Here is a 16,898-nt window from a genome sequence, read left to right as displayed (position 1 = left end):
TTCAAATCAAGATCTATAAAGTCTTGTTAAGTGCGATCAGAGGGAGAGCTGTTCAATGGCTTCATCAGGTGAGGAGACCGGCAATTGACATGCCCCCGACTCACAGAGATAGATCAGGGTCTTGTCTTTTTGGATGCGGTCTTTCAGCAAGCTCAGGGAACTTTCTGTCACTCCCCCGGCGAACATCGCATTCGGTAAATAATACCGACGCAGCGTATGGGCGAATTCCTGGGCCGATCTTCCGGTGATCACGACCTCTCTGAAAGGGAAGGCCCGATACAGGGGTAAATGCATCCAATGAGCATGACTGTTCGGGTTTTCCAGGATACTCTCCCTCATTTTCAACAACATCTTTTCGGAAATTTCACCGTATTTACCATCTGGATAAAGCAGGGAGAGCTTGAAAAGGTTGATCGCCATGACCGAATTCGAAGCCGGGGTAACATTGTCCGCGGTCTCCAGGGAACGCCTTACCGTTATTTTCTCGGTATCCCCAGTGAAGAAAAATAATCCTCCAGTCTTGTCGTAAAAATGGTTCAGGCAGTGATCGGCGAGTCCTTTTGCTTTCCGTGCCCAGCTCTCCTCAAAACAGACCTCATAAAGGCTGAGGTAGGCATCCATGAGGTTGGCGTAGTCTTCCAAAAATCCTCCGATCGTACTTTTCCCTCCCTTGTAGTTGTGACAGAGCCCTCCATTTTCCTTTACTACGGCTCTTTCCAGGAAAGCAGTTGCCTCCAGGGCCAGTTCGAGGTATTCTTCGTGTTGGAGGTGGCGGGAAGCGTCGGCCAGGGCTTTGATCATCAGGGCGTTCCAGGAAGTGAGGATCTTGTCGTCCAGTCCGGGCCTTGGCCGCGATTCCCTTTGCCTGAACAGGATCTCTTTACAGGAATGGATCCTATCCGCCAAAACTTCCGTGGTAATCCCGTGTTTTTTCGCGATCTCTTCCTCAGTGGAATCCCTGATAAGTACGTAAAGGTCCCCCTCCCAAAGTCCGTAAGTATTGATATTGTAATAGTCGGCTAAAATTGGAAAATCCTCATTGAGCAATTCCCTGAGCTCCTTCTCCGTCCACACGTAATAGGCCCCTTCTTTCAGCATACCCTTGCCGTCCAGGCTATCCGCATCCAGGGAGGAATAGAACCCTCCTTCCGGGGCTGTTAATTCCCTCCGGACAAAGGAAATGGACTCTTCCACCACCCTTTTGTACAAGGGGTCTTTGGTGGCTGCGTAGGCCTTCGAATACATGGAGATCAACTGTGCGTTGTCATAGAGCATTTTTTCGAAATGGGGAACGTGCCATTTCACGTCCACGGCATATCGGGAAAACCCTCCACCAATGTGGTCGTAGATTCCTCCGTAAGCCATACGCCTCAAGGTAGTATGAACGTATTCTCCTGTATCCTCGTTACCCGTGAGTGTTGCATAGTGGAGCAGGAAATCGAGGTTCACGGGCATCATGAATTTAGGGGCCCGCTTATAACCGCCCAGGAAAGTATCGAAATACTGCGACCAGTGCTGTACTGCCGAGTTCATTTCTTCCAGGGAGATGGAATCTGTTTTCTCGGGAGTCGGTATGAGGTTGATGGCTTTTAATCCATCAGTGAGCTGGGCGGCATAGTCGAGAACCCGGGTTCTGTCCTGCTCATACAGAGCAGCCAGTTGTTTCAGCACGCTGATCCAGGAATCCTTTTTGACATAGGTCGCACCCCAGAAGGGACGCCCGTCTGGCAAGGCGACAATATTGAGCGGCCATCCTCCGCTTCCGGTCATCATTTGCAGGGCATCCATATAGATATGGTCGATGTCCGGCCTTTCCTCCCGGTCGATTTTAATATTGACAAAGTTGCCGTTCATGACCTTTGCCACTTCTTCATCCTCAAAACACTCGTGTTCCATTACATGGCACCAGTGACAGGCCGCATACCCAATACTGATCAGTAGCAGTTTATTCTCCCTTTGCGCAATCTCAAGGGTCTTTGGGTCCCATGCATGCCAGTCCACCGGATTGTGCGCGTGTTGCAACAGGTAGGGGCTTGTTTCGCGAATAAGGGAATTCGTATACTTAGGAGTGGCAGACAAGGCTCTATCGATTTTAAGGCAAAAAAAAAGCACCCGAAAAGGTGCTTTTCGGCTTGGTGGTTTTTCTAGTTGACTTCGAAAGTGATCTTTACATTGACCCGGAAGTCATCGATTTTACCGTTTTTCACGGTAGCGCTTTGTTCATGAACGTAGACAGAACGGATGTTCTTTACGGTCTTCGAGGCCTGGGAAACAGCATTTTGTGCTGCGTCTTCCCAGCTTTCACTGGAATTCGCCAGGACTTCTATTACTTTTAAAATAGCCATGTTATAATGCTTTTTTGATTCTTTTAAAGTTCGAAAGAAATTAAGACAATAGCAAATAAACAGGAACCTATTACCCGTTGATGGCCACTACTTCGCTCACCTTGTCTCCCAGCATATTCTTCAGCATGGTCTCGATCCCGTTTTTCAGGGTAAAAGTGGAAGAAGGACAGCCGCTGCACGCGCCCTGGAGGATCACACTCACCGTCCGTTCCTTTTCGTCATAGGACTGGAAAAGGATATTGCCCCCATCGCTGGCTACGGCTGGTTTCACGTATTCCTCGAGGATCTGAATGATCTGTTGTGAGGTTTCATCGGTCGACCCGGCAAGTCCTTGTTTATCTGCTTTTTTTGCCTGTGTACTTGCGGCAAGGGCCGATACGATCTCCTTTCCTTCGGCAATATGATTGCGTATCATTTCCCTGAGTTCCATGGTGATCTCATTCCAATCGGCTACCTCGAACTTGGTAACCGAGATATAGTTCTCGTCCATGAACACCTCTTTTACGTAGGGGAAGTGAAAAAGTGCCCTGGCCAGCTCGGAATCCTTCGCCTCGTCTATATTTTTAAATTCGAAGGAAGAGGGAACCAGTTTTTTGTTGGCTACAAATTTCATCACCGCCGGGTTTGGGGTGACTTCCGCGTAAAGCGTTACAGGGACGCTGGCTTTCCGGGTATCTTCTACGATAACTGGTGCACCTGAATTGAGGTATTCCACCAGTTGCTGGGCCACCTCATCTCTGACATCGTCCCACTCCACGATGTCATAGCGTTCTAGCGCTATAAAATTCCCTGAGATGTAAACGGTCTTAATAAAGGGCAGGTAGAACAATTGCTGAGCCAGGGGTGAAGCCTTGGCCTCATCTATATTTTTGAATTCGTAATTAGACTGGGTGGTGAGGAAGTGATTGGCCTCGAATTTGAGGATGGCCTTGTTGCTCGTTTCCTTCACGGTGATCACATACTCTTTCATAGTCCGGATTTTTGGCAAAAATACAACCAATTTTCGGGCTGGAGAAGATATAATAATGTTCGCTTTGTGCCGTTATACATTATATTTGAACATCTGGCTATACACCTTGTCCCATCTTTGATGAGAAAAATCTTTTTTATTTTGTTCGCTTACCTTGGTTGCCTTGCATATGTGAAGGCACAGGAAGGAATACCGGTTTATTTCGATTACTTGTCGGACAATTATTATCTCGTACATCCTTCTATGGCTGGGATCGGACCCGGTGGAAAGATCAGGCTCACGGCGCGCAAACAATGGTTCAACGTAGACGAGGCACCCAACCTTCAGACCCTGAGTGTGAATTATCGCATAGGGGAAACACCCAGTGGAGTGGGGGTAATCCTTTTTAACGACGCTAACGGGTACCATTCACAGACAGGATTAAAAGCGACCTATGCGCACCATTTGCCATTCGGGGAGGATATTCGGTTGCTGAACCAATTATCTTTTGGCCTGAGCGCCGGATTTATCCTGAGCAGCCTGGATGAAACCGAATTCAGATCCGTGATCCCCGATCCGGTCATCAGCGGAGCCCGCAACAGTGTGGGTTATTTCAATGTAGATTTTGGGATGTCTTATAGCTATATGGAATTCTATGCCCATGCCACCCTTCTCAACGCTCTGGGAAGTGGACGGGATCTCTACACCGCCATTGAATTCGACAATTTGAGGAGGTATTTGTTCTCTGTCGGCTATATCTTCGGCAAAAGCGAGTGGAGGGTGGAACCTTCCGTGCTCTTCCAGCTCACGGAGTTTACGGAAGAGGAAACCATTGATATCAACGCCAAGGTATACAGGGATGTATCCTTTGGGACAGTCTGGGCCGGACTTTCCTACCGAAGGAGTTTTGACGGGGCCCAGTACCAGGCCAATGGGCAGTTCGGGGAACAGAGACTGCAACTCTTTACACCTATCATTGGGTTTAACTATAACCGATTTATGTTCTCCTACAATTATTCCTATCAGAACGGGGATATACGATTTGATAATGGGGGATTTCACCAGATCACCCTCGGGTATGATTTTGGACCGGAGAGACAGAACCGGTACGACTGTTTCTGTCCTGCGGCGAACTAAAAAGGGGACTCCGGGCTGATACCCGAAGTCCGCTTTGCTAAACTGTCCTTACCACTTACTCCCAGTACAGATCCTTGGCAGCGGCCTGTTTTTTTATAGCTTCCAGGATGGCTTTTTCCAGTTCCCCGGTTTCACTTTTCTGGACCTCATTGAGATAGGTTTGTCTCTTGGCGTTGGCCTGCTGGATCTCCTCCTGTATATCCTGGCGTTCCTTTCTCTTTTCATCAAGGAACATCCTGATCTCAGAATCGGATTTATCTCTCAGTGATTCGGGAAGGGTTTCCTTCTTTATCCTCGCTAGGTCAAAGTCGTCGCTTGAAGAAGCGTCCACCAGGTCCCATCCGGCGTTGTTGTAATAGGCAGAACTCTTGCTCACCGCTCTTTTCACGGCCACGGCTTCCTGCAGATCCATGGCTTCCGCATCCTGTTCGACCTGTACCGCCATGCGTTCGGCACCTTTGGTCCCGTAAGATACATAAGTATTATTCAGACGCTTGTTCAGCCTGATGATGATCTCATCATAAGGGGTTTTGACATGCACGACCTGTCTGTTGTGGTCAATGGCCATGTATTCCCCTCCTGCGAGCCGGGCTCCTTCCTGCCATTGTGTTTGTATGCCCAGGTTGTAATCCCCGCAGAAGATGGTGTTTACGATCACCCCTCTTTCCTTCGCATGGAGAACAGCCTCCCTGAAATTCTTTCTTCCTTGCGTAAAGGGTTCATTGCCAGCGATAAAGACCATTTTCAGGTCGTCTGGGTTTTTCCCCCAATCCAATTGCTGCAAGGACTGATGGATCACCTGCCCGCAATATTCCTCTCCCCCGTTGGTGGTCAGGGAAAACAGTTTTGCTGAAATTTCATCCAGATCCCCGCTAAACCCGAGCACCTGTTGTATATACCCTTCCTGAGAAGAGAGATCATTATTACCGTATTGATACAACGCGATCTTCAGGCCGGGGCGTCCTTCATTCCTGCATTTGGCATAGGTGAACTGGTTGACAATGTCCCATAGCTGTGATTTAGCCTGGTTGATCAGGCCGTCCATGCTGTTGCTGGTGTCCAATAGCAGGGCGATTTTAACCGTGGGTGGTTCTGGTTTCAGAAAGGAATGCTCATGAGTAGCTTCTTGCTTGGTATTGGCATTTTTCCTTCCCTGCTCTGAAAAGGCATAGCCGGTTCCTATTCCGAATAACATCAAGGCGATCATTGATTTTTGGGCAATTTTTTTCATATCAAATACATTAAATGGGTTCTTAATCAAGGGAAAAGTAGGGCGTAACTTTTTCTGAAAAAACCAGAAATGAGGGAAGGTGTTCCCTGAATGAGTGAACGGGCCCTTTGCCTGAGTAAAGGGTTGAAAAGCTTTCACGCTCAGGGAGAAACGCTCTTCCTGCTGTTTTTTAGAATGGAGTAAAAGGACTAAGTTTATCCTATGATACGTTTGACCAATACAGGTTTTCTGATAGCGGTTTTTCTCCTTTCCGTTTCCCCGGTCTTTGCACAGGTTCAGTCCTCGACAAAGAAGACGGACAATCGCGAGGAGGGCCTGACCTTATACAGGGCTTATCTGGATTCGGCGAAAACGTATAAGACAAAGGACTTTCAGAAAAGCATCGACTATATCGCCCGATCCATCTCCGAATTGGACTCCAGGGACAACAGAAGGGAACTGGCGTCCTCACTGGCACTGCTGGCTGAGGTGTACGGATACTACGGACAATCAGACCTCGCCATTGCCAACTACAGGGATGCTCTGCAAGCCCGGTATAGTCCGGCTACCACTCTAGCCCTGGGAAAGGCCTATGTGCGCAATCGCCAATGGGAAGAAGCCTTGGCCGTTTTGGAGCCACTGGAAGACGACAGCTCCCTGGCGCCTTATAGCCGCGTCGAGGTGTATGAAGCGATGGGCGAGGCACACGCAGGATTGGGAGGGGTAGACAAGGCCCTCGCCTTCTTCCGGCAGGGGTTGACCATCGCAACCAAGAATCAGATAGGACCCAAGATTCCCGACCTCAACTCCAAGATCGCAGACACCTATGCCAGCGTAAACCGATTGAAAGAGGCGAATGCCTATTACAACAATTCCCTGATGGAAGCGGAGAAACAGGCACCCCAGAGAGCCGTCCGGGAAAAGGAAAAAGTGGCGGATTTTTTGAATAAGAGCAACCGTTTTGACGATGAGATCAAGTTGCGGAAGAGCAGTTTAAAAGCGCTGGACGCTCTCCCTGCACCAACCAGGCAGGAAACAGGCATCGTGTCAGGGCAGGATTCGGTATCGAGGCAGCGGATCAACTATAAAATTGCGAATGCCTATATCGCCCAGGACCAGTATGATGAGGCAATACCTTTTCTGGAACGCAGCATTGCTGAGGCCGGAATGGAAGAAGACCTGGTGGTTCAGAAGGATGCCACGCGTGAGCTTTCTGAAGTGTACAGGCGACAGGGGGATTTTACGAAAGCCCTGGAAACCTATCAGAAGTACGTGGCAGTGGTCGATACCCTTTACGCCCGCAAAGAACAGGAGATCTCCCGGGCAGCCCGGCTTAATCGGGAAATCGCCTCGATCCAGAATCGCATAAGCGGCCTGGAACAGGAGCGGGAACTTTCACAAAGCAAATACGATCTGGCATTGGCAGAACAGCGGCTAACGGAAGAAAGCAACAAAAGACAACTCTGGATCATCTATTCCCTGCTTTTCGGGATGCTTTTTATGTCGCTCGCCGCCTTCTTTTTCTACCGCAGTACTCAGAAACAGAAACTGGCGAACCATTTGCTGGCGCTGAAGTCCCTGAGATCCCAGATGAACCCTCATTTTATATTTAACGCCCTGAATTCAGTAAATAACTATATTTCCAACCATGATGAAAGGAGTGCAAACAGGTATCTCAGCGACTTTTCAAAGTTGATGCGTACCGTACTGGAGCACTCAGAAGAGGACTTCATCGGTCTGAGTAAAGAAGTGGAGCTGCTGGAACTGTACCTGAAGCTGGAACATTCAAGATTTCCGGATAAGTTCGACTACAGGGTGGAAGTCGACCCTTCTGTGGACAAAGAGGCCTTTAAAATACCACCTATGTTGTTACAACCTTATCTCGAAAACGCCATTTGGCACGGACTTCGATACAGAGAAACCAAAGGAGAGCTCAGCTTGCGGATATCCCAAAAGGAAGAGAATGTCCTGGAGATCTGCATCGAGGATAATGGCATCGGCAGGAAGAGGTCGGCGGAATTAAAGACCCCCCACCAAAGAAAACAAAGGTCGACGGCCATGCGCAATATACAGGAGCGGATAGCCATCCTAAACGATATGTACAAAACACACATAAAGGTCCGGGTACAGGACCTGGATGAGAAAGGTACAGGAACACGGGTTCTACTCACATTAATAAAAGGCGAATGAAACTGAAGGCAGTGATCATAGACGACGAAATGTCGAGCCGTCAAATCCTCCGCAACTATCTCGGGGAATACTGTGGGCAGGTACATATTGCCGGTGAGGCCGGGACGGTTGCGGAGGGTCTGGACCTCATTCTCCGTGTCAGGCCTCAGTTGCTATTCCTGGATGTGGAGATGCCGTTCGGCAATGCTTTCGACCTCCTTGATGAACTGCCGGAAAGGGATTTTGAGACGGTATTTGTGACGGCCTACAGCCAATATGCCATGGAAGCACTGAATCAGCATGCAGCCTATTACCTGATGAAACCCATAGATATCGATGAACTGATAAGGGCCGTGGCCTATGTGGAAGAGGTAATTCAAAAGGAGAATAGGCTTAAGGACCGGATTCTCTCCTCCAGATCGCCAAAGGCGGAAGGCAAGATCACTTTGCCCCAACAGGACGGGTTTCAGGTACTGGATGTTTCGGAAATCCTCTATTGCAAGGCCGATGACAACTACACGGAGATCCATCTGCCCGGGAGGAAGATCCTTGTGAGCAAGACCCTGAAATACTTTGAGGAAGCCCTTGCTGATTTCCCCTTTGTTCGCATCCACAAGTCCTTTTTAGTGAATATCAACGAGGTAGTCCGATACAAAAAGGGCAAGGGAGGCAGTGTCTTGCTTTCCAATGGAAAGGAACTGATGGTATCCGCTTCCCGGAAAAAGATATTACTTTCGCATTACGAATGAGACGGGTGTAGCTTCACCCTGAATTTCAACCAGAGGACATGATCATCAGAGCAGTTAAGGGAAAATCCCCGGAATTCGGAAAGGATTGTTTTATAGCCGAAAATGCGACCATTGTCGGCGATGTGGTAATGGGAGACGAATGCAGCGTCTGGTTCAACGCGGTGGTGCGGGGAGACGTGCATTACATCCGGATGGGGAACAAGGTGAATGTGCAGGACGGTGCCGTCATTCACTGTACGTACCAGAAGGCACCGACGAATATAGGCAACAATGTGTCCATAGGGCACAATGCCATTGTCCACGGATGTACCATAGAGGACGACGTACTGGTGGGGATGGGCAGCATTATCATGGACGATTGCGTAGTGGGTTCTGACAGCATCATTGCGGCGGGAGCCGTATTGACCAAAGGGACGATAGTTCCCCCCGGTAGCGTCTTTGCAGGCATGCCGGCAAGGAAGATCAAGGAGGTGAGCAAGGACCTGAGTGAAGGGGAGATACGCAGGATCGCCAATTCCTATGTGAAATACGCGAGCTGGTTCAGGGACCCGGAATAGGATCCCCCTGAATTCCTTATTTTTGATCTCTAATTAAACCCGATTGAGGATGAAAGCATATGTATTCCCCGGACAGGGGGCACAGTTTAGTGGTATGGGGCTCGACCTGTATGAGAAATACCCGATTGCACAGGAATTATTTGAAGAGGCGAACGACATTTTGGGATTTGCCATAACCGATATCATGTTCGAAGGCACGGCAGAGCAACTCAAGGAGACCAAGGTCACTCAGCCGGCGATCTTTTTACATTCCGTCATTCTTAGCAAAGTTCTTGGCAAAGCTTTCCGGCCCGATATGGTGGCGGGACATTCTCTGGGTGAATTCTCAGCCCTGGTGGCCAATGGAGCTCTGAAATTTGCAGATGGTCTTACACTGGTCTCACAACGGGCAATGGCCATGCAAAAAGCCTGTGAGCGGACACCGAGCACCATGGCGGCCGTTCTTGGATTGGATGACGCAGTGGTTGAGGAGATCTGTGGGTCGGTTGAAGGTGTGGTGGTGCCCGCCAATTACAACTGCCCGGGACAGCTTGTGATCTCTGGAGAGACCGGTGCCGTTGAGAAGGCTTGTGAAAAACTGAAGGAAGCAGGAGCCCGTAGGGCGCTCGTCTTACCTGTGGGAGGGGCCTTCCATTCCCCGATGATGGAACCTGCCAGAGAGGAATTGGCTGCGGCTATTGAAAGCACGAGTTTTTCGGAACCAACCTGCCCAATCTACCAGAATGTGAATGCCATGCCCGTGAAAAAGGCCGCGGAAATCCAAAAGAACCTCATAGCACAGCTGACGGCTCCGGTACGTTGGACCCAGAGTGTGCAGCGTATGATCGCCGATGGGGCCACCGTCTTTACGGAGGTGGGTCCGGGCAAGGTTTTACAGGGGCTGGTCAAGAAGATCGACCCTGGTGTGGAGGCCTTCTCCGCAGAACTTCCGGGTGATTAAACAACCCTTATTTCTGGCCGCACTTACCGTACATCTGAAAAATGGTTAATTAGGCCTTATAATTAGTTCAGGGCTGCTTTTTTTAGTAATATTGATCCCCTCTTTTTTGAAGAGCCGTTTGTCGATCAGGTGGCTAATTCAATAACTTTTTGGGGTTGTATATGAGAAAAGAAGGTCTTTTTACTAGTGGTTTAATCACAGTCCGATTAGTATTAAAATTTTCCCTTTTACTTTTTTTTCTGTTATCAGGGATAAGTCTTTTTGCTCAGGTTCCATCGGGTTATAGTGTAACGATAGACCAGGATCCGATCACGGCGGGCAATCAGGCGGCTGTGAGTTTTACCTTTGCGGGGGCGGAAGTTGGTTCGACATACAATTACAGTTTTACCAGTAGTGGAGGCGGCACTCCGGTTACGGTCACCGGGGGTGGACCTATTGTCACTGCTACGGATCAGATTACGGGGATCGACCTGAGTGGTTTGGGTGATGGGACGATCACCTTGACGGTGAGTTTGACCAATGGGAATGGCCAGGGTGCTGATGTGACCGATACGTCTACGAAGGCTACGGCAGTTCCATCGGGTTATAGTGTAACGATAGACCAGGATCCGATCACGGCGGGCAATCAGGCGGCTGTGAGTTTTACCTTTGCGGGGGCGGAAGTTGGTTCGACATACAATTACAGTTTTACCAGTAGTGGAGGCGGCACTCCGGTTACGGTCACCGGGGGTGGACCTATTGTCACTGCTACGGATCAGATTACGGGGATCGACCTGAGTGGTTTGGGTGATGGGACGATCACCTTGACGGTGAGTTTGACCAATGGGAATGGCCAGGGTGCTGATGTGACCGATACGTCTACGAAGGCTACGGCGACTCCGAGTGGTTATGCGGTTGTAATAAATCAGGATCCCATCACCATTTCCAACCAAGCCAATGTCAGCTTTACTTTCTCAGGCGCAGAACTCGCAGCCACTTACAATTATAGTTTTACCAGCAGTGGAGGCGGTACTCCGGTTACAGGTTCGGGCATTGTTGTATCGGCTGGTGAAACTATAGGAGGGATCGATGTCAGTGGATTGGGAGATGGCACTATTACTTTGAGTGTTACACTAACTAACGTTAATGGTACGGGTCCTGCAACTACAGATAACTCAACTAAAATTTCTGATTCCATCAGCATCAACGATGTTTCTCAGGTGGAAGGCCAATCGGGAACTTCTCAGTTCATTTTCAACGTAATTGTGGACGGGGGTGGAGTTGCCGCAGGGAATATCGGTTTTACTTATAACACGGCCAATGGGACGGCCACGGCAGGACAGGATTATGTGGCCGTGGTTGGAGGGACCGGAACCATTACGGCAGGAACGAGCAGTACAACTCTCTCGGTTACAGTGAATGGGGACACGTCGGTTGAAGCCAACGAAACCTTTTTTGTCAATTTGAGTGCCCCCGTCAACGCTACCATCAACGATGGTCAGGGACAGGGGACCATACAGAATGACGACAGCGCTTCCATCAGTATTGATGATCCAAGCCCAATAAATGAAGGTGATTCCGGGGTACAGACCCTTACTTTCACTGTGTCACTGGGTCAGTCGGATCCCAACAACCCCATTTCTGTGAACTATCTGATCAGCGGGGGGAATGAGGATACGGATGCAGGTGTTTTGAACTGGATTGCCGGTGATACGGATCTGAACAGGACCATTTCCGTTACCACAAATGGAGATACCCTGGTAGAGGGTGATGAGGATATAGTCATAACCCTGAGTAATCCGAGTTCCAATGCCATTCTTGCAAAATCAATAGGGATTAGTAGCTTCCTGAATGATGACAACGCCAACATCAGTATCAATGATCCGGCCTCGGTTCCCGAAGGTGATTCCGGACCCAGTATCCTCAATTTTACGGTGAGCATAGATCAATCTGATCCATCAGCGGCTATTTCGGTTGATTATATTATCACAGGCGGGAATGAAAATGGCACTGGTGGTACTCTGACCTTCCCTGCCGGTACGCCTACCCTGACCCAGACCGTTGTCGTGACAACTACAGGGGATACGGCAGTTGAGGCTGATGAGCCAATTACAGTACAACTTGGTAACCCAGTCGGAAGTGCAGTCATCTCTAAAGCCATTGGAAGCAGTAGCTTCACCAATGACGACACTGCCTCCGTTACTATCAATGATCCTGCCTCTATCCCGGAAGGCAATGGTGGAGTGAGTACCTTGAATTTTACAGTAAGCATAGACCAGGCCGATCCGAACAACCCTATCACCCTACAATATACTATCAGCGGAGGTAATGAGAACGGCACGGGAGGAACACTGACCTTTGCGGCAGGTACCACGACATTGTCACAGATCATACCTGTGACCACCAATGGGGATACCGCAGTAGAGGCGGATGAGACTATTACTGTAACCCTGAGCAACCCCAGTAGCAATGCCGTTATCACAAAAGCAGTGGGCACGAGCAGTTTCACCAATGACGATTCCTCGACGATCAGCATCAATGATCCTACCCCCGTACCGGAAGGGGACACCGGGACAGCAACCCTTAATTTTGCTGTGACCCTGGGTCAGGCCGATCCCAACAATCCCATCACAGTGGATTACGTGATCAGTGGGGGAAATGAGAATGGCACCGGGGGGACTTTAACCTTTGGAGCAGGTACCACAACCCTCACCCAGTTTGTAACGGTAACCACTGCCGGAGATTTCATTGTACAGGCGGATGTACCTGTTACAGTGACACTGAGCAATCCCAGTCCAAACGCCACCCTGGCAGCAGACAACGTGGGTAGTAGCAGTTTCCTGGATGATGATATAGCAGGGTTTACGGTATCGCCTTTGACTTTGGCTACTTCTGAAGGCGGTACAGGACAGAGCTTTACGGTTGTGCTGAACAGGGCACCGGCCACTGATGTGGTGATCCTTCTCAATTCTTCGGATACCACCGAAGGCACTCTTAGTGCAAGCAGCCTTACCTTTACTACCGGAAACTGGAATACCGTACGCACGGTCAATGTGATACCATTCGATGACGATTTTGTAGACGGGGATCAGGTATATACCATTACAGCGAGTATCGATGATGCCAATAGCAATAATTTCTTCGACGCCTTACCGGATCAGACCATAACGGTCACGAACAGTGACAATGACGCTGCCGGGATCATCATCACACCTATCAGTGGAAATACCTCTGAGGCAGGAGTATCTGCTAACTTTACGATCTTCCTGGAAAGTGAGCCTACCGGAGACGTAGTCATCCCCCTTAGCAGCAATGATACAGGTGAAGGTACGATCGCCGTGAGCAGCGTGACGCTGAATACGACGAACTGGGATACCGGGGTCAACGTTGTGGTCACGGGAGTGGACGACACCTTTGTGGATGGACCAGTCTCTTATGCCATCATCACGGGTAATCCGACCTCCTCGGACCCTAATTACGATATCCTGACAGGGGCCAACCTGGCGGACGTGTCGGTGACCAACAACGACAATGATACCGCCAGCCTGAGCATCAACAACAGGACCTTTAGCGAAGGAGTGGTAGGTGGAGTTGCTGTATTTACGGTGACACTTACTGGAGAAGTGGAGGCAGGTCTGACAGTGGATTTTGCCACTTCTGATAATACTGCCATAGCGGGATTAGATTATACCGCCACCAGCGGTACCCTGACCTTTGCGGGTGACAACGGAGAAACCCAGACCCTTGAGATACCTATAACAGACGACCCGATCGTAGAACAGAGCGAGATCTTCCTGGTGACCCTGAGCAATGTTGTAAATCCCGGGAATATTACCTTTTCCAAAGCGATCGGTATTGGTAGTATCACAGACAATGATGCGGCTAATGTGATCATTGATGATATTTCTGTGATAGAATCTGATGGACCTGCAGTATTCACGGTGACTTTGACGGGAAATGTTCCAGGAGGTTTTTCGGTAAACTACGCCACAGGGGATGGAACCGCCATAGCGGGAACGGACTATGCAGCAACTTCCGGATCTGTAAGTTTTTCAGGTATAGATGGAGAAATACGAACTATCAGCGTTCCACTGATTCCGGATAATGTTGTGGAGCAGGGGAACGAAGACTTTTTTGTGAATTTGACCTCGGTAAGTTCCGTACTGGTAACGATAGGAGATTCGCAGGGGGTAGCCACCATCCTGGATGACGATGCCTGCCCAGCCGGAAGCAGCGCACCTGTTCTGGATCCCACGGTCCCAACAGCATTTTGTGATGTTACGAGCCAGGACCTGGATGAATATACGAACACTCCCCCTCCTGCAGGAACTGAACTCAGGTGGACCACAGACCCGGCCAGTATTCTCGATCCGGATACGCACCTATTCTCTTCGTTAATCAGCTCTGATTTTCCGGGGACGTATTACGGATTTTTCTGGGATGATGCGAATAATTGTGCCAGCCCGACCCTGGATGTGACCCTGGAATTCAATACCACCCCCGAGCTTATCAGCTCAACAGGGGCAGAAATATGCGGGGAAGGCTCCGTAACCCTTAGTGCGGTGTTCTCCGAGGGAACCGTAAACTGGTTCGCGGCCCCGACCGGAGGGGCTCCCCTTTTTGAAGGAGAAGACTTTGTGACACCTAACATCACGGTAACTACCACCTATTACGTACAGTCCGATTCCAACGGCTGCATCACGGCCAGGTTCCCGGTAACGGCAACCGTTTTCGATCCTCCTTCTGCTGGAGTACCCAGCGATGCCACGGCTTGTAATGTAGCCATCAACGGGCCTACCAGCCTTGACCTGGACGATCAGCTGGAAGGGGCAGATCCCGGTACATGGAGTATAACTACGGATCCCTCCGGAGGGGCTCTGACCATCTCTGCAGAAAATGTGGTCGATTTTGACGGACTGGCCGATGGGGATTACGTGTTCACCTACACCACTACCGATGCACAGGCACCCTGTGTGAACGAGTCGGTAACCGTTACGATCAGGGTGACTGATTGTGCGGTAGATACTGATAATGATGGCCTGACGGACGGGCAGGAAAACGCAATCGGCACGGATCCCGGAAACCCTGATACGGACGGGGATGGACTTACCGACGGGGAGGAAGTAAATAACATCGATGACCCCAATACGTCTGCTATTCCAGAAAGAGTTTCGGATCCTTTAGATCCCTGTGATCCATTCCTGACGGAGGACTGCAACCCTGAGCCCATAGATCTCGCTGTTGAAAAAACGGCAAATATTCTTACAGCTACTGCAGGGGAACAAGTGATCTTTACCATCACGGTAACAAACTTATCCGATACCCGCGTAGTGGATATTGAAATTTTAGATCTTCTGGATAGTGACTTTTTATATATTTCAGATTTGCCTGGGACAGGTAGTTACGACGTGACAACAGGAATATGGATGATCCCAGAACTATTGCCCAACGGAGAAACATCACTGGCCATTACGGTAGAGGTGAATCCGGATCTTGATCGATTTATTACTCTGACCAACACGGCTTCCCTGCGAACATCCCTGCCAGTGGATGGCAATAACACCAACGATACCTCAGTCGTATTAATCGATACCAGCCCCCAGATACCGGAAGATTGTGGAATTGAATTCAATCAGTTCTCTCCCAATGGCGATGGAACAAATGACCGTTTGATTGTGAATTGTATTGAGCTATTCCCTAACAATAGCCTGGAGATCTTTGATCGGTATGGTAACAGCGTTTTCTCATCCAGAGGATACGACAATTCATGGGATGGCACTGGAAAAAATGGAGACCTGCCCAAGGGTACTTATTTCTATATTCTGGATCTGGGTGAAGGTCAGGACGTGCAAAAAGGATGGATTCAAATTATACGATGATGACAAGAGGATTACGGAGCTACAAATATTTGATTGTCCTGACCATGTTCCTTCTCTTATTTTCGATGAAGGGATATTCACAACTCGAACCTCAGTATACTCAATACATGTATAATATAGGCAGTATTAATCCCGGCTATGTCGGTTCGGTAGATAATGCCGAGATCGCTGCGCTGTACCGCGCTCAATGGATTGATATTGAGGGAGCACCCAGAACCCTTCGATTTGGGACTAATATTCCATTTAGTAATGGAAAAGTAGGTATGGGGATCAACGTAGTAAGCGATCAGTTTGGACCAACCAGCCAGACCTATTTTGATGTGGCCTACTCTTATCAGGTAAATCTTTCTTCGGATACCTATTTGTCATTTGGGATAGATGCTGGAGGAGGGATCCTGGATATTGATTTTACAAAAGGAAATTTCGAAGAACCTGATGAGCCATTATTGACCAATAATGTTTTCAATAAATTTTATCCCACCGTGGGGGCTGGAATTTTCATGTATTCTGAAGACTGGTACCTTGGAGCATCGGTGCCTAATTTTCTGACTGGACTTACCAAGGACGAAGAGATAGAGGCCTACTTTAATGATCGTGTCCAGGTGAATGTGATCGGAGGAGTAGTCCTTGAGCTCAGTGATAATTTAAAATTTAAACCAGCTTTCCTGGCCGGTTATTTTGAGGGGCTTCCCTTCAGGTTCGATCTCTCAGCAAATTTTCTGATCAGTAATCTGTTTACTGCAGGTGTTGGATACAGGGTAAACAATTCGCTTAGCGGGCTGGCAGGGTTTCAGATCTCCAGCGGAGTATTTTTAGGATATTCCTATGATTACAGTACTACTTCTCTTGGACAATATAACCAGGGCTCTCACGAGATGATATTGAAATTCTTCCTCGGTGAAGGAGGGAACAGACAATCAGACCGATCCAAAGGGAAAAAAGGAAAACCAAAACAAGTAGATAACCCCAGATTCTTTTAACTTT

At 49.0% G+C, this 16,898-nt stretch carries 11 protein-coding genes; 7 read left to right on the top strand and 4 right to left on the bottom strand.

Annotated elements, in window-relative coordinates; all coding sequences use genetic code 11:
- Positions 1-36: 36 nt before the first annotated feature.
- The 3 genes from GWK09_RS03035 to GWK09_RS03025 all read right to left on the bottom strand — a co-directional run bounded on the left by GWK09_RS03035 (position 37) and on the right by GWK09_RS03025 (position 3,315).
- Positions 37-2,079, bottom strand: coding sequence for a thioredoxin domain-containing protein (locus tag GWK09_RS03035; RefSeq protein ID WP_163691533.1), 2,043 nt, complete (start codon positions 2,077-2,079; stop codon positions 37-39).
- Positions 2,080-2,144: 65 nt separating this feature from the next.
- The gene (locus GWK09_RS03030) at positions 2,145-2,345 is read right to left on the bottom strand and encodes a dodecin family protein (protein WP_163691532.1); all 201 of its coding nucleotides are present in this window, start codon (positions 2,343-2,345) and stop codon (positions 2,145-2,147) included.
- Between the two features lie 70 nt (positions 2,346-2,415).
- Positions 2,416-3,315 (bottom strand): NifU family protein, encoded by a 900-nt coding sequence (locus GWK09_RS03025; RefSeq protein WP_163691531.1) that lies wholly within the window; start codon positions 3,313-3,315, stop codon positions 2,416-2,418.
- 120 nt (positions 3,316-3,435) lie between these two features.
- Between GWK09_RS03025 and GWK09_RS03020 the strand changes: the two genes are divergently transcribed.
- On the top strand, positions 3,436-4,431 hold the full coding sequence (locus tag GWK09_RS03020; RefSeq protein ID WP_163691530.1) for a PorP/SprF family type IX secretion system membrane protein: 996 nt from the start codon (positions 3,436-3,438) through the stop codon (positions 4,429-4,431).
- Between the two features lie 55 nt (positions 4,432-4,486).
- Here GWK09_RS03020 and GWK09_RS03015 read toward each other — a convergent pair whose 3' ends face one another.
- Complete coding sequence (locus tag GWK09_RS03015) at positions 4,487-5,662, bottom strand: vWA domain-containing protein (RefSeq protein ID WP_163691529.1); 1,176 nt, start codon at positions 5,660-5,662, stop codon at positions 4,487-4,489.
- 201 nt (positions 5,663-5,863) lie between these two features.
- Here GWK09_RS03015 and GWK09_RS03010 point away from each other — a divergent pair, with 201 nt between their 5' ends.
- From GWK09_RS03010 to GWK09_RS02985, 6 genes are all read left to right on the top strand, one after another.
- Positions 5,864-7,831, top strand: coding sequence for a tetratricopeptide repeat-containing sensor histidine kinase (locus GWK09_RS03010; protein ID WP_163691528.1), 1,968 nt, complete (start codon positions 5,864-5,866; stop codon positions 7,829-7,831).
- Positions 7,828-8,559 carry a LytR/AlgR family response regulator transcription factor gene (locus tag GWK09_RS03005; RefSeq protein ID WP_163691527.1) on the top strand — a complete coding sequence of 244 codons (732 nt, stop codon included), beginning with the start codon at positions 7,828-7,830 and terminating at the stop codon, positions 8,557-8,559. Before GWK09_RS03010 ends, GWK09_RS03005 begins: the two co-directional genes overlap by 4 nt.
- Before the next feature lie 38 nt (positions 8,560-8,597).
- Complete coding sequence (locus tag GWK09_RS03000) at positions 8,598-9,116, top strand: gamma carbonic anhydrase family protein (protein WP_163691526.1); 519 nt, start codon at positions 8,598-8,600, stop codon at positions 9,114-9,116.
- Between the two features lie 49 nt (positions 9,117-9,165).
- The gene (gene fabD / locus GWK09_RS02995; RefSeq protein WP_163691525.1) at positions 9,166-10,056 is read left to right on the top strand and encodes an ACP S-malonyltransferase; all 891 of its coding nucleotides are present in this window, start codon (positions 9,166-9,168) and stop codon (positions 10,054-10,056) included.
- Between the two features lie 332 nt (positions 10,057-10,388).
- A complete protein-coding gene (locus tag GWK09_RS02990; protein WP_163691524.1) occupies positions 10,389-15,914 on the top strand; it encodes a Calx-beta domain-containing protein in 5,526 nt (1,841 codons plus the stop codon).
- On the top strand, positions 15,914-16,894 hold the full coding sequence (locus tag GWK09_RS02985) for a PorP/SprF family type IX secretion system membrane protein (protein ID WP_163691523.1): 981 nt from the start codon (positions 15,914-15,916) through the stop codon (positions 16,892-16,894). Before GWK09_RS02990 ends, GWK09_RS02985 begins: the two co-directional genes overlap by 1 nt.
- The last annotated feature ends 4 nt before the right edge of the window (positions 16,895-16,898 follow it).

The organism is Muriicola jejuensis (genome assembly GCF_010671595.1).
Classification (GTDB): domain Bacteria; phylum Bacteroidota; class Bacteroidia; order Flavobacteriales; family Flavobacteriaceae; genus Muriicola; species Muriicola jejuensis.
The sequence above is the reverse complement of the archived record's forward strand: the minus strand, read 5'-3'. Positions and strand labels throughout refer to the sequence as shown.